Raw genomic sequence first — 20,700 nt, forward strand, 5'->3', positions numbered from 1 at the left:
ATGAAGAAAACAATTTCAACTTTATTCTTGATACTTTTATTTTTGTGCATTTCCTTAATGAATTCTTATGCATCAAATATAATCATTGAAAAATCTGGAGAAAACAATGTTAAAATTGAAAGTGTAAATGGAGTTTTTTATCTCAAAACAGATATACAACTAACAGGATATAGTGTGAACTGCTCTGGGGATAAATTAATTTTGTGGGGGCATTCAAAAATACTAAACGAAAGCAACCCACAGGATAGCCTTATTATTTTATTTGACTTAGCAAAACAAATTAAAATTAAAGAGCAAGGGTTCAGCAAGGGTGTTTTTGATGTTAACTTCATAAAAAAAAATAACACAGCATATATTGATAGTGACCCTGGCTTTATTATTAATGTCATCACCGGCAATACTTTTATTATACCGCAAGGTTTTGATCCTTCGGAAGATGATAATTTTGAGCATTGCGAGAAAGATAAAAGCTGGACATATGACAAATATCGTAATAACCAGTAAATATTTCTTTGTCTGCGTAATAGCACCAATTGGACTGAAGAGAATATCCCCATGAATACAGGCCAGTCATGGCATGGTGGTCGGTTCTCCACTCAACACGCAGTGATTTAAGTCAGATGGTTTGTCATTTCCCGCTGGAATGGGATACGGGCACGGTGGACACACGTTTTGAGTGGCTGAAGTCGCCCAATGAGGTGCTGAATAAACCCATGACGGAGTGTGACCTGGGGCTGCTTACCGATCACGGGAAAGCGCTTTGCCTGACCGAGAACCCATTACCTTCCGGACGGGTATGGCATTTTGACCCGCGGCAGTTTATTGCACATTTCAGGAAGTGCGGGTGGTTAGGGGAACGTGATTTCTTAAGCGTGGTCAGGCGCTATCAGAATGCTTACCCAATGACTTCAGAAATTAGAATACCATTAACTAAAGAAACCCTAATTGATCGAATTACTAATCAAGGTCAGAATGATGAAAATGAAGTGGTAAGTCCGAGTGATTTAAAAAATACACTATCAAAATCATTAAGGAAATATTTAATCACAACCCCTGTCAGAATTTCACATTACTTTGGACAGATGTCGAGAGAAACAGGTAGGTTTGCATCATTTATTGAAAATGGGAATATTCATTATTTTGATATTTATGAACCAGGAACGGTTCAGGGAAATAAACTTGGTAATAATGTTATTGGTGATGGTGCACGATTTAAAGGTAGAGGTACAATACATTTAACTGGTCGTGAGAATTATAAAAATTATGGAAAGTATAGAGATCCTAGAAATGAAGATTTCTTCACTAATGAACCAAACAATCGACTTCCGGTAGAAAATGCATATTATGCCTGTGATGCGGGCGGATATTATTGGGCAAGTAAGCAAAAATATATCATGGTGCACGGGCGATTGACGCCGAGCGGTAGTTTAGGTGTTAATTATTGGGCTGACAAAGGATGTAGCTTAACTGATGCTCACGAAGTGACTCGCAGAGTCAATCCGGCAAGCGATGGCTTCGATTTAGTCCGCTTACCTGCTTTTGAACATGCCTGGTATGCATTAAATGATGTAATCACTCCTCCATCTAATTTTCAAAGGATTATTTAGAATCATGGGAAATTTAAAACAAAACGGAATGGTACTACTATTTTTATTATCGGTTCCTGTATTTTTTTCTAGTGGTGGTTCCTTTCAGCCTGATCTTAGCAGATATTCAGTTCTACTATGTGGAAAAATATCAAATGAAATATTAAATGATGTTGATCGTTATAATCAAAGAGATAGAAACTCTGATACAGTAAACTTTATAATCTTAATCAGTAATGATGACCCAAACAGCATCTCAGACACCAGAGTTGTTTCTGATGGTGAGATATTTTTCAAAGGAAATGACATGATTAAGTTTGATACCTCATTTATTATGACTATAGACAAAGGCAAGCATACAGACACGGTTATGTTTATGTCAAAAGAAAATAAAGTGGTTGGTGGTTATTTTTATAAAAATGAAAGTAGTGTAAATGAAAACAATGATGTATATATCTCAAAAACAGGAGCCGTATACCATTTAAATATTGCAAAAGAAAACGATGAGAGTTGTTCTAATAAGTTTAGATGAATTTATTAGATAATAAAATTATTGTCCATCAGGAATAATCTTGGTACAGCATTATTCCTGAGAAAAACAGAGAATAATGATCAGCCCTCCATATTTACATGAACATTCGGATGCTGAAGCAGATACTGACTGGGTGAACAGAATGATGCCTGTTAACCCACAGCGAAATTTCCCCATGAATGCAGGCCAGTCATGGCATGGTGGCATTGATTATTCCATCAAGACAAAGCGCGGCCAGACGGAAGCCTATCATATGTGGCCGGGTCATGGCGGTGGTAAATGAGGTAAATAGTATTCGTCCTGGAATTCGTTCGCAGGCCCTAATCACTGGACAACAGACACCTACAGAACCAATTTTCAGGGTTCCCCATTAAAGTCCCCGAAGTTAAAAACTACACCGGTTGGGACAAAATGCGCTGCGACCCGGATTTAGGATTACCGCCATCATCATGAGGAAATAAATAATTTCACTATATAAAGAAGCAGTGGCAGAGAATAAGGGCTGATATAGAGACTCGATTAATATTTTGCACAGCAGATGTGCCAATACTATCCCATTCGTTCGATGTCTTATTTGAAAAGTGTAGTGATGTGATGAACGTCCCTCCCCTTCCCTAAAAATAAACTCGCGAGAGTGCCACCCACACTTTGCGATTGAGTAGATGGCACAACATTTAATTTATGGCTTTGGATAATGTGACGGACGGGCTTTCGGGTGTATTGCAAAATGGCCAGTCGGCGCGTTATCAACGGTCACAGGAACGATATGCGGCGCGTGTCTTATTCGTGAATGGTCGCGGAACATATAAACGATAAATGGCAGAATAAATACCAGACCGAAGCAGATGACCAGCAAGCCGGCATAAATATCATGGGCATGGGTGCCAGGCAGAGAGCTCGGTGGAATAAACGAAACCACAAACGCCAATACTGAAACCAGCAGACCAGAACAGGCGATAGCCAGTTTCACCGATTTCCCTCCGGGGATCTGGAAGGCACGCGCTCTATCGCGCTGATGGCGAACCAACTGGATATATCCCAGAAACAGCATCAGGTAACTGCACAGATAAATAACCACGGTGAGTGACAGCGCAATCAGGAATGACATATTGCTACCGCCACCGGTATTGGTGAGGACAATCAATGCAATGGTTGTGATGGTTAACTGGGAAATCACCAGTGCGACTGGAACACCATTTTTATTCACTTTGGCGAAACGTGAAGGCAATAAACCGTCTTGTGCCGTCACTAGCATGCCGCGGGAAGGGCCAACAATCCACGACGCGATCTCTGCCAATACCCCCAACATTAACAACGCAGCTATCACGCGAACCGCCCACTCATATTCAGGCCCGTAATAATTTATCAAGGTGCTGAATGCCTGCATAACACCCGCAGAAAGGTTGATTTCATTATGCGGGATCACCGCTGCGACGGACAGGCCACCAATGGAGCTCAACACAATGGCAGCAATCACCAGCAGGAACATCGCCAGAGGATAATCGCGGGCCGGGTTTGTCATTTCATTAACGTGGGTTGCCGAGGCTTCAACGCCCATGTAACTGAGCACAAACGCCACAAACACCACTAATGTGCCAATCTGGGAAAAATCAGGGAAGAAGGTGTTCGCTGACATCTCAATGGCCAACGGCTGCCCGTGATAAAGCCAGGCCACAGCCAACCCCACCAACACAATTGCCGGGAATAAGATCCCAAAGAAGAAGCCAAGTTTGGCAATGATCGCGGTATAGCGCGTCCCTTTAAATTGGGTCAGCGCCAGCCCCCACAAAATAACGATGGAAGCCACCGTTCTCACCAGCGGATCGGTGTTTAACGCAGGCCAACTGAGAATGTAAGAGAGTGCGCCAAGCACAAAATAAAGCATCGGGATAAAACCGATGGCAATTTGCAAATAGCTAAAGGAGATAGCCGCAAATCCCCAGCGCTCCCCGAGCGTATTAGAAACCCAGGCGTACAGGCCTCCTTCTTGCCAGCCTTCTACGGTCGCCATTTCTGCGGCACACAGTCCCACGGGGATAAACCAGAAAATCCCGCCCATCAGCAGAAAGAAAATCAGGCTAAAGCCTGAGGTAGCAAACGTTGGATACTCATAAACTGCCATCACCATAGAGGCGGTAATGGCGAAAAAGCCGAGCAAAGTGAGCGATCTTGTCGGGCCGCTCGTCGTTGTACTGGACATAAGCCTCTCCACATCTCCAGGTACAAGTAACCTGTAGATGCTCATACAAAATTAAGGAAGAGAGCCGAAATCGACAGGCTCTCTGAATGATTGATACTGATAAGAAAGGGTTTTATGCGTGGTTGAAGCCACCCGCTTCCTCGATGGTCAGCGGACGTGTGACAGGATTTTGCTCAAGCGTTGCAAGGGTGCGTTTCAGATCAGCAATCAGCAATTCGGCCAAATCGGTGCTCATACCATGGCGAACCAGAATTCGCTGCACCACTAAGTCTTCGCGGTGAGTTGGCATGGAATAAGCTGGCACCTGCCAGCCGCGGCTACGCAGGCGGTCGGCAAGGTCGTAAAGCGTGTAACCACAATTCTGGTGGTCAGCTTTGAGTGCCCAGGTCAGCCCTGGGATGCCCTGTTGTTGGTTGCCATCATAAATAACGTCGAATGGGCCAATAGCGGCAATCTCACGCGCCAGATACTGCGCAGTGTGGTAACAAGCCATATGAATTTTACGGTAGCCTTCACAGCCCAGACGCAGGAAGTTGTAATACTGAGCGACAATTTGCCCACCCGGACGCGAGAAGTTCAGCGCAAAGGTCGGCATATTGCCGCCGAGGTAGTTAACGTTGAAGACCAAATCCTCTGGCAGATCCTGCTTTTCACGCCATACCACCCAACCGGCACCCAGTGGTGCAAGGCCGAATTTGTGGCCGGAAGCATTAATGGATTTCACTCGTGGCAGACGAAAGTCCCATTCGATTTCCGGTGCGCAGAACGGAGCAAGAAAACCCCCACTGGCACCATCGACGTGAATTGGAATATCAATCCCGGTCTTCGCGGACAAATCATCCAGCGCATCATTAATTTCTTTTACCGGCTCGTACTGGCAGGTAAAGGTAATACCCAACGTTGGCACCACACCGATAGTGTTTTCATCCGCATATTTAAGCACTTCTTCGGCGGTCATCATCAGGCGATCGCCTTCCAGTGGAATTTCTCGTAACTCAACATCAAAGTAGCGGGCGAATTTGTGCCAACAAATCTGTACCGGGCCGCAAATCAAATTCGGTTTATCAGTAGATTTCCCGGCCAGTTCACGGCGTTTACGCCAGCGCCATTTCATCGCCAGGCCGCCAAGCATTGCGGCTTCGGAAGAACCTATCGTTGAGCAACCCATAGTGTCGGTTGCTGACGGGGAATGCCAAAGGTCGGCGAGCATATTCACGCAACGCTGCTCAATTTCAGCGGTTTGCGGATACTCATCTTTATCAATCATGTTTTTGTCGATGGAGAGATCCATTAACTGGCGGATCTCATCATCAACCCAAGTCTGGCAAAAGGTCGCCAGATTTTGGCGGGAGTTACCGTCCAGCATGAGTTCATCATGAATGGCATGAAAAACATTACGTGGATTACTTTCTTTTACCGGAAATGTGGTTTTAGGTAGCGGTGCCAATAACTCTACGGATGCATAAATATCGTCATTTTCATTTTCGACAGACTGAGTTGATATGATCATAATAAATCCTCTATTGGTCTCATTTCATTTAACAGTTCAATTAATCGTGAGTGCAGATTTACTTAATGCTATGAGTCAGTTCACCCAATTTTGCTTTAGGTGTTTTTTGACACTGTTTATAGATTCTGGGTACTGATACGGTTTCGACTTCCTGCCAATGGACATAATCGCCACCTTTAAAGTCGGTATCTTTATTCACCACCCAAAAGGCGATTGGCGTCATATATTTTGGGTTCATGTTTATAAACTCCTGACAGGTCATATTCTGCGGCGTCGTTTCCTGAGCAGCGAAAGCACTATTCATTGAGCCAGATAAAGCGCCAGCAGAAACAATTAACGAAATAAATACTTTATTCTTCATAAGTTAATCCAGTGTTTATTGTGAATTTGAAAAAGCTTGTTTAATCTGCGGAGCAGTCGTCAATTTCTTGCGCAAAATGAGAAAACTCACTGCGCTGAAAATCATCTCAATGCCAATAAATGCGGTCGTAAAGAGATACGATTGTTCAGGCGTCATCCCTAACCAGATAATCGCAATCAGCAGATCAAAAATACCGACAAAAATGTTCGGGATAGCGCCTACGTGGCCTCGCATAGTGAACCCTGACACGATGCGTGAAACCCCACCGACAATGAACAAGCAGCAAAATACTATCGATAACGAATTCATTCCAACCAGCGGATGAGAGACGAAGCTGTAGCCCAACAATAACCAGGCGATGGCAAACACCGCGCTGACAAATTTAGATCGCCAGTGCTGAGAACGAAAAACCACCAGGCTATAAAGAGTATAAAAACCGCAGACCATAAACAGCATGCCAATGATATAGCAGAGGTACATCCCAGCCATAAACGGGAAAATAAGACAGCAAGCACCGCATAGATATAGAAGCACTGCCATAATCATGGCATGCCTTTTATATTGAAGACGTGAAGCTTCACTAAGAGCCTTCACTCTAAATTGGTTAAATATGAACATTTGATACCCACCCTGTAGTTGATGAGCAAAATAGTAAATCCTGTCTCCGGGAGGGTAAATAAGAGCGAAACCCCATTGTTATACGCTCAATCTGACGTCTGTCTCAACAATCTGACAAGCGTCAGATGGCTCCTGCAATATTCATTCTGCGCTCTGATTTTCATCCTGAGCGTTATTTTCTATTCTGGCTCCGTTGGTGATTAACACCCATTTTATTGAGGAGAAGATAATGAAAAAATTAATTCTGGCTGGTGTACTGGCAACCATGATGAGTTCTGCACCGGTATTTGCTACAACAACAGCGACTCCAGCGCAAACCGCTGCTGCAACTGCACAAATCCAAAAAGAAGCGGCTGATGTGATGCAGGTTGCCGTACAGGGTGCTAATGCCATGCGAGATATCCAATTCGCACGACTGGCGCTGTTTCACGGCGAACCCACTACTGCTAAAAAACTGACTGATGACGCGGCGACGCTGCTTAAAGATGACAGCGTGGACTGGAAGAAATTTGTCAAAACCGATTCCAAAGCGAAGATGATTGACGATCAATACGTCATCATTAACGCCAATGTCACCTTATCTGAAGACTATATTGCGTCACCGGCCAAAGAGAGCGCCATCAAGTCTGCCAATGAAAAACTGGCAAAAGGCGATAAAAAAGGGGCAATGGATACCTTACGTCTGGCGGGTATTGGCGTAATGGAAAATCAATATTTGATGCCACTGAACCAAACCCGTAAAGCGGTGGCTCAGGCTCAAAAACTGTTGGCAGACGGCAAATACTACGAGGCTAATTTGGTACTGAAAGGTGCTGAAGACGGGATCGTAGTGGATAGCGAAATGTTCGCTGCAACCAACTAAGCAGTGCTTCGCTAATCCGACCTACGAAAGCTGCGTTTGCATTATCGTCTCGTAGGTCGGATGCCGTTTTAGTGACTCATCAAACTGTCTATCTCAATGTCGATTTCCCGCATCACCGCAGAAATTTTCTCCAGCGTTTTCTTACGCTCCTCAAGCGGTATCGCATCGTGTCGGCGTGATTCGAAAGGTTCACACAACGCCTGAAGCGCTGTGATTTCCAGAATCTGTGCCGAGCCATGCAAACGGTGTAACGCGTGCAAAAACATCTTAGGTTCATTCTGCTCAATTGAGCGCACAGCGACTTGCAAATCATTGGCCGATGCTTCTCGGAACGTTTCCAGAATCTCGTTCATCAACTTCCTGTCACCACCGGTGTTCTCAGTCAGAATACTCAGTTTCAAATGTCGTGTGTTGCCAGATGACGCACGCCCCATATCGAGTTTACTCAGCTCATGAGTCAACGTTTGAATCGAAATCGGTTTAAACAGGCACTGATTCATCCCACTTTGCAGGCATTGCTCGCGTGACTGCGAAAGTGCACTGGCGGTAAGTCCCCAGATTTGCAGCCGCACATTCTTGCGACGTAAAGATGCCGTCAGCGCCAGGCCATCTTTTTTCGGCATGTTCAGGTCAGTTATCAACAAATCGTACTGCTTGTGGGCGATTTTGGCTTCAGCCTCCTCGCCGTCACAGGCTTCATCCACGTTATAGCCAATGGCATTCAACTGGCGCTTTAACAGCAGGCGATTCGTCGGGTTATCGTCAGCAATCAAAATCGACAAACGAGGCAGCGGCGACAAAGCGGCTGGAGTATTCTTCGTCGGGGTACGGGTTTGCTGTGCGATTTCAACCGCAAGCGTAATGGTGAAAGTGGAGCCTTGCGACTGCTGGCTGCTGAGTTCCAGCGTGCCGCCCATCAGCGTCACCAACTCTTTGGTGATAACCAGCCCCAGCCCAGATCCGGTGTGTTTACGCCCCTGGCCTGCCTGAACATAACGGTGGAATAATGTCTTCTGTTCTTCCGCACTGATCCCGCAGCCGGTATCGCTAACCGTCACGGTCAAAGTCCCATGTTTATCCTCACCGGGTGTCAGACGGCAAGAAACCTCAATATGCCCTTGCTCGGTAAACTTCAGCGCATTGCCGACCAGATTGTTGAGAATTTGCCGCCAGGCTTGCGGGTCAATCAGCACACGATCATCCGGCGCAAGATGACTGGTAAAACGCAGCTCCACGCCTTTCTGTCTGGCCAGAGCGTCAAACGAGTGGCACTGAACGTCGATCAGCTGCGATAAATCCGTCCATTGTGGGGCAATCTGGTATTTACCAGACTCAATCTTATCAACGTCCAGGATCTTCCCGATCAACCCCAGCAGCGATTGTGCAGTAGCCGCGGCAAGCGCTATCGCCTCTTTGCGCTGAGCGGCGTTAAGATCCGAACTCGACAGCAGCTCTAAAAAACCAACAATCGAACTCACCGGAGTACGCAGCTCGTGGCTCATACTCGCAAGGAATCGACTTTTCGCTTTCGTGGCTTGAATCGCTTTATCTTTTTCAGCTTCCAACTCATGCGAGAGCGCCTCTTTAAGCTGCAATTCTTCTTCGAGTTGCCGTTGTGACTGTTTTCTTTTTCGAACTTCACGCGACAGCGATAATCCCCACCCCAGGCTAATGGCAATCAGCACTAACGCGAAGAACACCAACTGATAAAACTGCTTGCTATAAAGGCTCCAGGTGTCTTTCTGTACGCTAGAAATTTTCGACCACTTCTCCGTCATTTGCAGAATGTCACGCGGAGGAATCGCTTGCAGCGCCTTACTCATAATGGCGTTCAGTTCTGGTTCATCACGCGCCATCGCAAACCTCAGCGAGGCGCTCGGCATTCCGGGTAGCCGCATGTAGTACATTTTTTGCAGATAATAATGATCAATCATGTAGCGGGCGGATAACTCGCTGGTAATCGCCGCATCAACCTCGCCCTTCTCCACCATTTTCATTGCCTCAACAATGTTTTCCGTTTCAACCAGGGTCGCCTGCGGATAACGTTGATGTAAATCGTTGGTCAAAATAGTCCCCGCGGCCACGGCAATGCGCAGGGGTTTTGTGAGCAACAGGTCGGCATTTTCCTGGTGTGGAGTGACAATCACATACGAGATGCTCATCAGCGAATCGCTAAACGAGATTAATTTCAGGGGCGCATTATTCAGCGTAGCGGCAGGGATCATATCCCATTGGTCTGGCGCCATTTTGTTGCCGGAATTCACCATCACCGGCTGAAATTCAAGCCCGGTTTGTAGCTGAATAATATTGAGTAAATCAGCCATGATGCCGCGTAGCTCGCCACCCTGGTCGATAAGCGTAAACGGTGGATAGTTAGGGTTAATCAACACCTTAATATTACGATGTTTTTTAAGCCATTCCTGCTCTTCCTTACTGAACGGAATAGGCGAATTCAGATAGGAAAGATTGCCGCGATTCAACCAGTTCTGCATCATCCGCATATGCGTTTCATTACTAATAGAAGTAATGAAAGTTTCAAGGATGTTTCGCAACAACGGCTGATTATTACTGGTGATAAAATAATTGTATTGTTCTTGCTTGTTGAAGTAATGAGTTATAACCAGCGATTGCGAGAAGTATTTAGAAATATAATTCCCAGTGGTGACGTTATTACCTATAAAATATTGATTTTTACCGTCCCGCACCGATGACAATGCCTGATAGTCATTTTCATAAAAGGTCATGCTGGCGTTAGGGAAAGCTTCTTTGGCAACACGGGCAAATGCGCAATCTTGCACGCAGGCAAGGGTAACTTCTTTATCCGTTTTTAGCGGCAGCAAGGTATTTTTGAGCGAGGTCACAAGCGTCGGCCAGGTTTTGATCAACGCCGAAGTCGTCAACAGAGCACTTCCCACATCTTTGTGGACAGACAGTTGAGTGAGCAGCGTATCGACTTCGTGTCTCGAAAGCGCAGCAAGAGCTTCTTTCTCGCTATCGTACTGTTTAATAGTAATTTTAATATTCAGGTTTTTTTGCATCAGGGCCAGATAATCGGCATTCACTCCCTGATAAATTCCCCCGGTACTTTCATAATCGATAGGGGAAACTTCCGGCAACCAGGTACCGACAGTGAGGTTTTTTTTGTGCTTCAGCCAAAACCGTTCTTCCGGGCTTAAACGAATATCCAGCACTGCGGGTTGGTAGTTACTTTTAAGCTCAATAACTTGTGTCGCGCCAAAGGTGGAAAAACTGCTCAAGCCAAAAACAATCATCAAATAAATAAACAAACGAGCCAGCATCTCATTACCCTATTTTATTTCTTTGTGCATAATCGTAGAGTTCCATCAATGAGGAGCAATCTAGTTTTTCCATTAAGCGGGTTTTATACGTGCTCACCGTTTTATTACTGATATTCATTTTGCTGGCGATGGTGGTGTAATCAATGCCATTGAGAATATAACGCAGCACCTTCATTTCCTGGGTCGATAACGTATCCAGTTTGTCTTGCTCAGTAATGCTCGTACCAATAAAGCGGTCAAGAGAGAAAGGAAAATAGCTATAACCATTCTTTGCCGCGTCGATGGCGGCGAGAATATTGTTCATACCCTCTTTTTTACTGACAAACCCATTCGCGCCACACTCTGCGCTACGCTTGCCATAAAACAGTTCGTTTTTGGCCGAGATGATAATGATAAAGCCCGCGAAATGGCGTTTGCGTAATTGTTCCAGCACCTCAATGCCGCTAATGCAGGGGATATCAACATCGATTATCAGCAGATCCGGTTTGAGCCTCTCCGTGGTTTGCACTGCATGTTCGCCGCTATCGAGCTCAGTGATGACGGTGATGCCATTAGTATCGAGTAAATTGCGAATGGCGATCCGCGCCAATGGATGATCGTCAACGATTATCGCGTTCATTGCGTTAAGAAATCCTGATGTAATAAAAAATAGCGAAGTTTGCTATATTATTACTTTTTAGAGAGGATTCAGGGGGGGATGACATTTAGATATAACAGGAAATGGTGTCCTTAAATATTTACACTGTGTACAACCCAGCAAAGAAAATGGCTTCTATTTATTCAGCTCATTACCTTTAATTTAAATTAATCCTACTTAACATGATATCGATCATATTCTTGATGACACGTGTAGGAAATATCTTCAGATATTTTGCCGCATATTCAATCCTGAGATCATCAGATAAACACTTCATCGACCATCGCACTTCCCAGACGCATTGCGGAACAAATGCGTGGCATGCCAAGCGAAACCCCCAAATGTGTTTGAGTGGTAGCAAAACTCACCGGCTGATACTCGCGGTCACAATCGTCACCCAGCCATGCCAGCGCGTCTTTGCTTTCCATCATTGAAGGCGTAGACGGAAACATCAGCCATTCATAATAGTAATGACGAGTGCGAGCGGAGGCATTCACATCTTGCGCCAGCTGCCTGATGGCCAACGCTCTCGCCTGTTCTATCAGCTCACTTGCCTGTAACGTGCTGCCGAAACGCAGCGCATCGCCAAAGGTGCCCCAGTACAGCTCCTGCAACGCCACATAACAGCGTCCAGCGGGCGAAAATGATAAATAGTGTCCAGCCTGCCAACGGGCAAAAACTTGCTCGCAATGCACGAAGCCCTGATGCGTGAGATCGGTGCCGTTGAGTTGCGCCTCCAGCTTGCCGATTCGCAGCGCCAGTTGCTGTTGCACGAGAGCAAACAACTGTCGCGTTTCGTGAGCCTCGTTATTCATTCGCGCAGAAGCGGCGGACATAGAACAGACGCTGTCATAGACTTTCGTCATCGCCCGATGTTTTTTCACCACACGCTGGCAAAGCTGCCCGAGCATCGCTAACGTGAATTCAGGCGTCTCGAGTAACACATCGTCCACCGCCCATTTTTGCAACTGACTGCTGCCAATAAACTCGCCGGTCAGCCGTTGGAAATACGCTTTGCTTTGCTGGCTGTGCCACAGCTCACGTGTAACCCCCCTGTTTCTTGCAAAATCGACGACAAATTTCTCTGCAACACATTCCAAAGCGCGGGTTTGAGTACCCTGTACCAGGCTGTTCATTACTGTTCTACCGTAAATAGCGTCTGAATATCGTCCCGCAGCAGGCGGGTATCTTCGTGGATATAGCGCGTGGTTCGCACGCACAGCTCAAGCCGCTGGCGCAAAGCCATTACCGCGTCTTCATTTTGCTGACGCGCCAACAAACTTTGTTGCAGATTCAGGCGTATTGCATCCAACGTCTGGGAAAAATCGGCAAAGAAAGCTGTCATTCCCTCACTCACTGCATTTTCAATTTGCATCGCCAGGGTGCGATTAAGCTGCTGCAGGAAACGGGCAACATGCTCGCACAGCTTGCGTTGTACATCGGGCAACGAAATGACATAGCGACTTTGCATCACGGTGTACCCTTCCCAACCCCACTCCTCGCTATTGAGCCAGCGTGCGACGGTGCCTCGCATCCCAGCCGGACGGCGTAACTGCGCGACGGGAATATCCTGCTCTTCGATAAGCTCATTGAATGCTTTATGAGCATTGAAATTTAACAATCCGACATGGAACACCGGCAAGCTGAAATGGGTACGAAACCCTGCCTGGGCGAGCCCTTGTGAGACTCGGGATTCAATGGGTTTTAAGATATTACGCAGCGTATCCGCCAGTTCGACTTCCAGATAACTGAACAGGTGCATCAGTTCCTCATTCATCTTTTCTTGCGCGGCGGCCAGGATGATTTCGCATGAGGCGCGGATTCTGTGCAGCGCAATTTGCGCCGATTGTTCATCGTCAAAATTCAGCGTTTCATCGCGGGCGTCAAAATCGACGCCGCGACGAGTTCCATACGACATCGCCTGGCGAGTGAGTTTTTCAGGCACCATGCCTTGCTGGAAATAGTCGGCTACGTTTGCATTAATCTGTTGCTCATAACGGTGGATAAAATCCTCCATCGCTTGCACAGCAAGGTTTACGTTACTGCGCGCAACCGCACTTGCAGACTGCTGGCTTTCAGCGGCCAGGCTCATGTCCTCTTCAATTGCCACAATATTTTGCTGCAATTGCTCGCTGGCGATGCGCAAACCCTGGCAGCGGAAATTCAGGTATTCTTCCGCGCCCTGCGCGTAATTAAGTAATTTCTGGCAGGCAGAACGCAGTGCGTACATCGAGGCATTGGCGTGTGCGGCATGAAGCACATTTTTAATGGGTTCGGCAAACTGCGAGTCTTGCCAAAGCAGTTCCGCCGCCTGGCGCACAACGTCGCTATCCGCCAAATCATCACGTTGCCAACGACGCCCCAGCGCGGCATCAGCAAAATCTTGCACCCAGCGATGTTCATCGGGGTTCGGCAACTGAGTGTGTAATGCCAGTTCATGACGCGCGCGATTGGCCAGGTAACCCCACATGGAAGAAACCGGGAAAACATGGCTCGGCTCAATCATCCCTTTCATCAGCGTGCCAGAAATCAAGGCTTTAATTTGTTCTTCGTCGTCGCCGTTTCTGTCTTTTTGATCAAACTTGTTCACCAACGCGTACAGCGGCACGGAAGAACCGGTGCCTAATATCGCTTTTCGCACATCTTCGTCAGAAACTGACTTCAACTGGGTGTAATCCAGTACTGCCAGCACCGCAGACGCCTGCGCCAGTTGTTCCTGTAGCATTTTTTTCAGATGCGGTTGCCCGGCTTCATTCGGACCAGGCGTATCTAATAATGTCAGTTGCCCATAACCTTCATTAATTCCCGCTAAATGAACAAACTCCACTTCAATTACCGGAACATGTTCAATTGCCGCATAGGCTTTAAAGGGAAAAGCTACATCCAGAGCTTTGGATAAACGCACTAAATCATTAAGGCTTTTCAGACAATGAAAAATAGGCTGAGCCCCCAGATAATGTTTAGCGAAAGATTCCCCTTCAGTTATTCGGGTTAATAACGCCGCCATATCCCGATCAATTTCCAAATGCCTGCCGAGCGTTGCTCTGTCGGTTTGTTGCAAACGAAGTTGCAGCGCATGCATTAATTGGTCGATGGGTTGCACGTAAGGAAAATGCAATACTGGCTCACGCTGGCCTGGCGTGTGGCGAATCAATGTCGGTAATGCTGTCATCGGGCGATTGCGATTAGGCAGAACTTCTGTGCCAATAATGGCGTTGATGGTGGTGGATTTGCCTGCTTTTACCGTGCCTACAATGGCCAGCACCATCTCATTCTGGGTGATTTTGCGTAATTCATTTTGCAGCATGGCCTGCTGCTGTTGAAGGGTGTGCGGGCAAAACGCAGACGGGACAACCGCCCCCATTTGCGATTGCCCAGCGTCATTCTCATCATGCCGTGAAGTAAAAGATGTTGCCTTTAAGGAATTAAGGTTTTGCAGGGCGAGCTGTAATAGCCGCTCAGCCTCCTGACTTAACTCAAATATTGCTTGTGTGTGCATAAAAAATCCTTACTTAAATAAAATTATCCGGATTTTTATAAAAATACTTATATTTATAGGTCAATTCAGTACCGGAAATTATAATTTCGTGCGGAAATCAATTATTCGATATTTTTATTAAGCTTACGTTTCAAAGAAAGTTATCTAATGGTATAGAAAAAGAAAGAAACAATAGCGCATTTCAATAAGCTAATTCTGTATTTTCATCCCGAATTTAGCAATTGATTACAGATACAAAATATCAATCTTTGCGTTCATCTCATCCTCATGGCGCAAGGCGTAGCGGCAATAATCCCTGCAAAAGTAGGGTTTTAATGTATAATTGCGCTACTTTTGGCGGAAAGCCGCTATTTTTGAGGATATTAAGATGACTCTCCCTCATTGCCCGAAATGCAGTTCCGAGTACACCTATGAAGACAACGGTATGTTTGTCTGCCCGGAATGTGCGCATGAATGGAATGATGCCGAACCCGCACAAGACAGCGACCAGCTGATTGTTAAAGATGCCAACGGTAACCTGCTGGCTGACGGCGATAACGTCACCGTAGTGAAAGATTTGAAAGTTAAGGGCAGTTCTTCAATGCTGAAGATCGGTACCAAAGTTAAGGGTATCCGTCTGGTTGAAGGCGACCATAACATTGATTGCAAAATCGATGGTTTTGGCCCGATGAAATTGAAGTCAGAGTTTGTGAAAAAGAACTGATTCTTTTCCCTCTCCTTGAAGGAGAGGAAGAACTCCAGACTATCCCCTCTCCTTCAAGGAGAGGGTTAGGGTGAGGATGGTGTTAATAGTCAGTATCGCCCTCACCCCATCCCTCTCCCCCAGGAGAGGGAGAAACCGTACCATCCCCGCCTGGCTTGCCCTTATTCCCACATCTACACTTCATATTCACTCCGCATATGAGGAAAAAACCATGTCTGTTGGCCCCTACATCTTTTTTGACGGCACCTGCGAAGAAGCTATCGCGTTTTATAAACAAGCTATCGGTGCTGAACTGCTGTTTAAAATGACTTTTGGCGAAATGCCAAAGGAGGAAGCAAACAATGCAGCAGAAGGCTGCAACAGTGGATTTAACTGGCCTGATGATAAAATCATGCATGCCAATGTCCGAATAGGTGACAGTGAAGTCATGATGAGCGACGGCAATATAGCCACCGACCAGGTGAAACACTCCGGCTATTCACTGAGCCTGACCAGTAAAGATGTCGACGAAGGTAAACGGTGGTTTGATAACCTGGCCGCCGGTGGAAATGTCACCATGCCTTGGGGAGAAACATTCTGGGCCAAAGGCTTTGGCATGCTGACCGATAAGTACGGTATCCCGTGGATGGTGAATGTCGAAAAACCGATGTAATCCGTTTTAGGGTGCTGCCGCCTGCGATAACAGACGACAGCACCTCTACACCTACCGCGCTATTGCCCAGTTAATGGGGATGGCACCCTGCCCGTGTAAATAGTTCTGTAACGGTTGCGGCGCATAAGGTCCTGGCAGACATTCCCCGGTTATCGCTGACTGCTGCAACAACATTGGGCCGCCGCTCAGCCGCTCGATAACCGACTGGTGAACCATCATTGATGACGTCACCGGTGGAGGAAGCTGTCGAGGCGTGATGCGCAAATATCGGGTTGGCGGATACCAATCGCAATGCAGCAGCCCAAGCGGATCTGCAATAACCTCGCTGGGTGCAAGATTAATTCCCAAATCGTCGAGCGCATCATGCATCCACAAATACGCGCCATTCGACAAACCTCGGTCCTCTTGAGTGTTTTGATATCCCCCACCCACATCCTGATGAATACCAGGAAACATCACCTGCAAAATACGATCGCGGTTGTCCCACAATACGGGTTCTAAATCGACACGCTGCTCATCAATCGCCAGCGCCTGTAGCCCGTATTTCACACGGGGATGCAGCTCGGTATTGTTAAAGCGGAAAACACTGTAACGTTTATCCGTGAAATATTGAGGGATGCCCATCCGCCCGACAGTTTCCCACACCGCAACCGCTTCAATTGAGGCCGGACGCGAAATACAGGTAGGGTCAACGCTGTCGCAAAAAAAACCCGGCAACTCGCGCACCACGCTCCCTAGCAGGCTCGGACTCATATCCAGCGAATGGGCAAGATACTGCGCCCACACCGACGCGGCAAACCGCCACGCCTCATCTTTATTACGCTGATTTAATTTCAGCTTTTCACGATTTAATAAGCCACGATCGATGATCATCTCCGCCAGAACCCTCGCGGTATAGGCACCGTGGCTAAATCCCACCAGATAGATCCGATCGCCCGGCTGCCAATGGCGGCTGATAAAGGTGTACCCGCGAATGATCGGCACGATCAAATCTGCGCCAAATGCGCCACCCAGTCGCTTGATCAGGCCATTATGCGGATCACCCATTCCATAAATGTATTTCGCGACCTGCACCACATTGCCGCTGCTATCCGTCAGCGTTTTTTCTTGCTCATTGGCTAGTAACAAACTCTGCTGGTCAACAACACCTTTCAAATCAATAAATAACTGATAAACATTACTGGCAACGGTTTCATCATCCGGCTTTGGTTCAAAACCGGGAGCGGTCCATGTGCCATCGGCACAAAAAATAATATTCTTGCTCATTGTTACCTTCCCAATGCCCAGCGGGTAACTGTAAGCAAAGACAAAAACGAAGCGCCGAACAATACGACAAATAGCTGATTAGCTTGATGACTTCCAGGCTGCCGCTCACTCTTCATCATATCGAAACTTATCCTTAACAAAATCGTCACATTCAATCGGCACCATGAGGCAACTTTTTTAAGGAGCCGAATGATGCAAACAATTATTCGCGTCAACAAACTGAGCAAAACCTTCAACCAACATCAGGCGCTGAATGCGGTTGATCTGGTTGTTAATGAAGGTGAGATGGTTGCTCTGCTGGGGCCGTCTGGTTCAGGCAAATCTACCCTCTTACGTCACCTGAGCGGCCTGATTACTTCCGATAAATCAGCAGACTGCCACGTTGAATTGCTCGGCCGCACCGTACAAAAAGCGGGTCGCCTGGCAAGTGACATACGCAAAAGCCGCGCCCACACCGGCTACATCTTCCAGCAGTTCAACCTTGTGAATCGCCTGACGGTACTGGAAAACGTACTGATCGGCGCGCTCGGTTCCACGCCGTTCTGGCGTACCTGTTTTAACTGGTTTACCCGCGAGCAGAAACAACGCGCGTTGCAGGCACTGACCCGTGTCGGCATGGCGCAGTTTGCATATCAGCGCGTCTCCACCCTGTCCGGTGGGCAGCAGCAGCGCGTGGCGATTGCCCGCGCGCTGATGCAGCAGGCGAAAGTGATTCTGGCCGATGAACCCATTGCCTCTCTCGACCCGGAATCTGCGCGCATCGTGATGGAAACCCTGCACGACATTAACCGTCTGGACGGCATCACCGTGGTGGTGACGCTGCATCAGGTGGATTACGCCCTGCGCTACTGCGAACGCATTGTCGCACTGCGCCAGGGCCATGTGTTTTACGACGGAAGCAGCTCAGCGTTCGACAACGAACGGCTGGGAAATCTTTACCGCAGTATGAATCGCGTCGACGCGGTCGCTGCTTAACCACTTCAATCAGTTACCTCAAGGAATTGTCATGAGCTACAAAGCCGCTAAAGCCCTTGTCTTTACCAGCCTGTTAAGCGTTAGCACCCTGTTCAGCGCAGCTCATGCGGATGAACAAGAGAAAGCGCTGAACTTCGGCATTATCTCGACAGAATCGCAGCAAAACCTGAAACCGCAGTGGGACCCGTTCCTGAAGGATATGGAGAAAAAACTGGGCGTGAAAGTGAACGCTTTCTTTGCACCGGACTACGCCGGGATCATTCAGGGGATGCGTTTTAACAAAGTGGATATCGCCTGGTACGGCAACCTTTCCGCGATGGAAGCGGTAGACCGCGCTAACGGGCAAGTCTTTGCTCAAACCGTTGCGGCAGACGGTTCTCCGGGTTACTGGAGCGTGCTGATCGTCAACAAAGACAGCCCGATCAACAACCTGCAAGAGATGCTGGCAAAACGCAAAGAGCTGACTTTTGGCAACGGCGATCCTAACTCAACATCGGGTTATCTGGTCCCGGGGTATTACGTTTTTGCCAAGAACAACGCAGCAGCCAACGAATTTAAGCGCTCAGTGAACGCCAACCACGAAACCAACGCCCTGGCCGTTGCCAACAAGCAAGTGGATGTCGCGACCAACAACACTGAAAACCTCGATCGTTTAAAGAAAACCGCCCCTGAGAAATTCAAAGATCTGAAAGTCATCTGGAAATCCCCGTTGATCCCAGGCGATCCGATCGTGTGGCGTAAGAACCTTTCCGAAACCACCAAAGACAAAATTTACGACTTCTTTATGACTTACGGCAAAACCCCGGAAGAAGCGGCCGTGTTGAAAAACCTGACATGGGCACCGTTCCGTCCATCCAGCGACCTGCAACTGGTGCCGATTCGCCAGCTCGCTCTGTTCAAACAGATGCAAGGCGTGAAGGACAACAAAGGGTTAGCCGAGCCGGAAAAAAACACCAAAGTCACCGAGATTCAAAACCAGCTTAGTGATCTGGACCGCCTGACCGCAGCACTTTCCGCGATGAGCAGCGTGAATAAAGCAGTTCAGTGATCGATTAGCCCTCACCCCGACCCTCTCCCCCAGGAGAGGGGGAAACCACTCGATCCGTCCCCTCTCCCTCAGAGAGAGGATGAACACCGATCCGTCCCCTCTCCCTCAGGGAGAGGGTTAGGGTGAGGGTGGTTTTTCAAACAAAGGCAAAAACCGGAGCACCACATGCAACAAACCATTCAAGTCGCCGCACCAAAACGTAGCTGGTTCTCGCTACTGAGTTGGGCGATTTTGTTAGCGGTACTCGTTGCCTCCTGGCAAGGTGCGGAAATGGCTCCGCTCACCTTGTTCCGCGATGCGGGCAATATGGCGACCTTCGCCGCTGACTTCTTCCCGCCAGATTTCAGCGAGTGGCAGCAATACCTCAGCGAAATGGGCGTCACGCTGCAAATCGCCGTCTCGGGCACCGCCCTTTCCATCGTCCTTTCCATTCCGTGTGGCCTGATGTGTGCCGACAATCTCGTGCCATGGTGGGTTTACCAACCGATGCGCCGCCTGATGGACGCCTGCCGCGCCATCAACGAAATGGTGTTTGCGATGTTATTCGTGGTTGCCGTCGGCCTGGGCCCATTCGCAGGTGTTTTAGCACTGTTTATTCACACCACCGGCGTGCTCTCGAAACTGCTTTCCGAAGCGGTGGAAGCCATCGAACCCGGCCCGGTAGAAGGCATTCGCGCCACCGGTGCCAACAAACTTGAAGAGATCATTTACGGCGTCCTCCCACAAGTGATGCCACTGCTTATCTCCTACTCGCTCTACCGCTTCGAGTCGAACGTCCGTTCGGCAACAGTGGTCGGCATGGTGGGCGCAGGCGGGATTGGCGTAACACTTTGGGAAGCGATTCGTGGATTCCAGTTCCAGCAAACCTGCGCACTGATGATTGTCATCATCATCACCGTCAGCCTGCTGGATTTCCTGTCGCAACGACTGCGTAAGCACTTTATTTAACGAG

The 20,700-nt window shown here is 47.7% G+C and carries 18 protein-coding genes and 2 pseudogenes; 11 read left to right on the plus strand and 9 right to left on the minus strand.

Features of this window, described 5'->3' with window-relative positions:
* The 5 genes and pseudogenes from OH773_RS19710 to OH773_RS22470 form a co-directional block, all read left to right on the plus strand.
* A complete protein-coding gene (locus OH773_RS19710; protein ID WP_270141186.1) occupies positions 1 to 504 on the plus strand; it encodes a hypothetical protein in 504 nt (167 codons plus the stop codon).
* 95 nt (positions 505 to 599) lie between these two features.
* A pseudogene (locus OH773_RS19715) lies at positions 600 to 1,607 on the plus strand (glycoside hydrolase family 19 protein); the annotation flags it as partial.
* 4 nt (positions 1,608 to 1,611) lie between these two features.
* Positions 1,612 to 2,118 carry a hypothetical protein gene (locus tag OH773_RS19720; protein WP_270141191.1) on the plus strand — a complete coding sequence of 169 codons (507 nt, stop codon included), beginning with the start codon at positions 1,612 to 1,614 and terminating at the stop codon, positions 2,116 to 2,118.
* Positions 2,119 to 2,194: 76 nt separating this feature from the next.
* Positions 2,195 to 2,401, plus strand: a complete 207-nt coding sequence (locus tag OH773_RS19725) for a hypothetical protein (protein ID WP_270141193.1) — start codon at positions 2,195 to 2,197, stop codon at positions 2,399 to 2,401.
* A gap of 9 nt (positions 2,402 to 2,410) precedes the next feature.
* Positions 2,411 to 2,571, plus strand: a pseudogene (locus OH773_RS22470) (T6SS immunity protein Tli3 family protein); the annotation flags it as partial.
* Positions 2,572 to 2,797: 226 nt separating this feature from the next.
* Here the strand turns inward: OH773_RS22470 and gadC are convergent.
* The 4 genes from gadC to OH773_RS19745 form a co-directional block, all read right to left on the minus strand.
* Complete coding sequence (gene gadC, locus OH773_RS19730; RefSeq protein WP_270141196.1) at positions 2,798 to 4,318, minus strand: glutamate:gamma-aminobutyrate antiporter; 1,521 nt, start codon at positions 4,316 to 4,318, stop codon at positions 2,798 to 2,800.
* A gap of 112 nt (positions 4,319 to 4,430) precedes the next feature.
* Positions 4,431 to 5,828 (minus strand): glutamate decarboxylase, encoded by a 1,398-nt coding sequence (locus OH773_RS19735; protein ID WP_270141198.1) that lies wholly within the window; start codon positions 5,826 to 5,828, stop codon positions 4,431 to 4,433.
* A gap of 58 nt (positions 5,829 to 5,886) precedes the next feature.
* Positions 5,887 to 6,189 (minus strand): acid-activated periplasmic chaperone HdeB, encoded by a 303-nt coding sequence (hdeB, locus tag OH773_RS19740; RefSeq protein ID WP_442865626.1) that lies wholly within the window; start codon positions 6,187 to 6,189, stop codon positions 5,887 to 5,889.
* A gap of 15 nt (positions 6,190 to 6,204) precedes the next feature.
* Positions 6,205 to 6,807 carry an HdeD family acid-resistance protein gene (locus tag OH773_RS19745; RefSeq protein ID WP_270141200.1) on the minus strand — a complete coding sequence of 201 codons (603 nt, stop codon included), beginning with the start codon at positions 6,805 to 6,807 and terminating at the stop codon, positions 6,205 to 6,207.
* 229 nt (positions 6,808 to 7,036) lie between these two features.
* Here OH773_RS19745 and OH773_RS19750 point away from each other — a divergent pair, with 229 nt between their 5' ends.
* Positions 7,037 to 7,669 (plus strand): YfdX family protein, encoded by a 633-nt coding sequence (locus OH773_RS19750; RefSeq protein WP_442865627.1) that lies wholly within the window; start codon positions 7,037 to 7,039, stop codon positions 7,667 to 7,669.
* A gap of 68 nt (positions 7,670 to 7,737) precedes the next feature.
* On the opposite strand, the gene OH773_RS19755 is transcribed toward OH773_RS19750, so the two are convergent.
* The 4 genes from OH773_RS19755 to OH773_RS19770 all read right to left on the minus strand — a co-directional run bounded on the left by OH773_RS19755 (position 7,738) and on the right by OH773_RS19770 (position 15,104).
* Positions 7,738 to 10,968, minus strand: coding sequence for a response regulator (locus OH773_RS19755; protein WP_442865628.1), 3,231 nt, complete (start codon positions 10,966 to 10,968; stop codon positions 7,738 to 7,740).
* A 4-nt stretch (positions 10,969 to 10,972) separates the two neighbouring features.
* Positions 10,973 to 11,587, minus strand: a complete 615-nt coding sequence (evgA, locus tag OH773_RS19760; protein ID WP_270141202.1) for an acid-sensing system DNA-binding response regulator EvgA — start codon at positions 11,585 to 11,587, stop codon at positions 10,973 to 10,975.
* A 278-nt stretch (positions 11,588 to 11,865) separates the two neighbouring features.
* Positions 11,866 to 12,741, minus strand: a complete 876-nt coding sequence (locus OH773_RS19765) for a diguanylate cyclase regulator RdcB family protein (protein ID WP_270141204.1) — start codon at positions 12,739 to 12,741, stop codon at positions 11,866 to 11,868.
* Positions 12,741 to 15,104 (minus strand): dynamin family protein, encoded by a 2,364-nt coding sequence (locus OH773_RS19770; RefSeq protein WP_270141206.1) that lies wholly within the window; start codon positions 15,102 to 15,104, stop codon positions 12,741 to 12,743. Before OH773_RS19770 ends, OH773_RS19765 begins: the two co-directional genes overlap by 1 nt.
* A gap of 367 nt (positions 15,105 to 15,471) precedes the next feature.
* On the opposite strand from OH773_RS19770, the gene OH773_RS19775 reads away from it, so the two are divergent.
* A complete protein-coding gene (locus OH773_RS19775; RefSeq protein ID WP_183272457.1) occupies positions 15,472 to 15,807 on the plus strand; it encodes a zinc ribbon domain-containing protein YjdM in 336 nt (111 codons plus the stop codon).
* 211 nt (positions 15,808 to 16,018) lie between these two features.
* Positions 16,019 to 16,459, plus strand: coding sequence for a VOC family metalloprotein YjdN (gene yjdN / locus OH773_RS19780; protein WP_270141209.1), 441 nt, complete (start codon positions 16,019 to 16,021; stop codon positions 16,457 to 16,459).
* A 51-nt stretch (positions 16,460 to 16,510) separates the two neighbouring features.
* Here yjdN and OH773_RS19785 read toward each other — a convergent pair whose 3' ends face one another.
* The gene (locus OH773_RS19785) at positions 16,511 to 17,725 is read right to left on the minus strand and encodes a phospholipase effector Tle1 domain-containing protein (protein WP_270141211.1); all 1,215 of its coding nucleotides are present in this window, start codon (positions 17,723 to 17,725) and stop codon (positions 16,511 to 16,513) included.
* 192 nt (positions 17,726 to 17,917) lie between these two features.
* Between OH773_RS19785 and phnC the strand changes: the two genes are divergently transcribed.
* The 3 genes from phnC (at position 17,918) to phnE (ending at position 20,696) form a co-directional block, all read left to right on the plus strand.
* Entirely contained in the window at positions 17,918 to 18,700 is a 783-nt protein-coding gene (gene phnC / locus OH773_RS19790; RefSeq protein ID WP_183272692.1) for a phosphonate ABC transporter ATP-binding protein, read from the plus strand.
* A gap of 31 nt (positions 18,701 to 18,731) precedes the next feature.
* Positions 18,732 to 19,748 carry a phosphonate ABC transporter substrate-binding protein gene (phnD, locus tag OH773_RS19795; protein ID WP_270141213.1) on the plus strand — a complete coding sequence of 339 codons (1,017 nt, stop codon included), beginning with the start codon at positions 18,732 to 18,734 and terminating at the stop codon, positions 19,746 to 19,748.
* A gap of 165 nt (positions 19,749 to 19,913) precedes the next feature.
* The gene (phnE, locus tag OH773_RS19800; RefSeq protein ID WP_270141215.1) at positions 19,914 to 20,696 is read left to right on the plus strand and encodes a phosphonate ABC transporter, permease protein PhnE; all 783 of its coding nucleotides are present in this window, start codon (positions 19,914 to 19,916) and stop codon (positions 20,694 to 20,696) included.
* The last annotated feature ends 4 nt before the right edge of the window (positions 20,697 to 20,700 follow it).

This window comes from Buttiauxella sp. WJP83 (assembly GCF_027594725.1).
GTDB classification, from domain to species: Bacteria; Pseudomonadota; Gammaproteobacteria; order Enterobacterales; family Enterobacteriaceae; genus Buttiauxella; species Buttiauxella selenatireducens.

What these genes read in the sequence shown, in the direction of transcription:
- OH773_RS19750 (WP_442865627.1), top strand. Translation starts at nt 7,037, where the DNA reads ATGAAAAAATTAATTCTGGCTGGTGTACTGGCAACCATGATGAGTTCT.
- OH773_RS19755 (WP_442865628.1), bottom strand. Translation starts at nt 10,968, where the DNA reads ATGCTGGCTCGTTTGTTTATTTATTTGATGATTGTTTTTGGCTTGAGC.
- yjdN (WP_270141209.1), top strand. Translation starts at nt 16,019, where the DNA reads ATGTCTGTTGGCCCCTACATCTTTTTTGACGGCACCTGCGAAGAAGCT.
- OH773_RS19770 (WP_270141206.1), bottom strand. Translation starts at nt 15,104, where the DNA reads ATGCACACACAAGCAATATTTGAGTTAAGTCAGGAGGCTGAGCGGCTA.
- hdeB (WP_442865626.1), bottom strand. Translation starts at nt 6,189, where the DNA reads ATGAAGAATAAAGTATTTATTTCGTTAATTGTTTCTGCTGGCGCTTTA.
- OH773_RS19720 (WP_270141191.1), top strand. Translation starts at nt 1,612, where the DNA reads ATGGGAAATTTAAAACAAAACGGAATGGTACTACTATTTTTATTATCG.
- OH773_RS19775 (WP_183272457.1), top strand. Translation starts at nt 15,472, where the DNA reads ATGACTCTCCCTCATTGCCCGAAATGCAGTTCCGAGTACACCTATGAA.
- phnC (WP_183272692.1), top strand. Translation starts at nt 17,918, where the DNA reads ATGCAAACAATTATTCGCGTCAACAAACTGAGCAAAACCTTCAACCAA.
- evgA (WP_270141202.1), bottom strand. Translation starts at nt 11,587, where the DNA reads ATGAACGCGATAATCGTTGACGATCATCCATTGGCGCGGATCGCCATT.
- phnD (WP_270141213.1), top strand. Translation starts at nt 18,732, where the DNA reads ATGAGCTACAAAGCCGCTAAAGCCCTTGTCTTTACCAGCCTGTTAAGC.
- OH773_RS19745 (WP_270141200.1), bottom strand. Translation starts at nt 6,807, where the DNA reads ATGTTCATATTTAACCAATTTAGAGTGAAGGCTCTTAGTGAAGCTTCA.
- OH773_RS19785 (WP_270141211.1), bottom strand. Translation starts at nt 17,725, where the DNA reads ATGAGCAAGAATATTATTTTTTGTGCCGATGGCACATGGACCGCTCCC.
- phnE (WP_270141215.1), top strand. Translation starts at nt 19,914, where the DNA reads ATGCAACAAACCATTCAAGTCGCCGCACCAAAACGTAGCTGGTTCTCG.
- OH773_RS19725 (WP_270141193.1), top strand. Translation starts at nt 2,195, where the DNA reads ATGATCAGCCCTCCATATTTACATGAACATTCGGATGCTGAAGCAGAT.
- OH773_RS19710 (WP_270141186.1), top strand. Translation starts at nt 1, where the DNA reads ATGAAGAAAACAATTTCAACTTTATTCTTGATACTTTTATTTTTGTGC.
- OH773_RS19735 (WP_270141198.1), bottom strand. Translation starts at nt 5,828, where the DNA reads ATGATCATATCAACTCAGTCTGTCGAAAATGAAAATGACGATATTTAT.
- gadC (WP_270141196.1), bottom strand. Translation starts at nt 4,318, where the DNA reads ATGTCCAGTACAACGACGAGCGGCCCGACAAGATCGCTCACTTTGCTC.
- OH773_RS19765 (WP_270141204.1), bottom strand. Translation starts at nt 12,741, where the DNA reads ATGAACAGCCTGGTACAGGGTACTCAAACCCGCGCTTTGGAATGTGTT.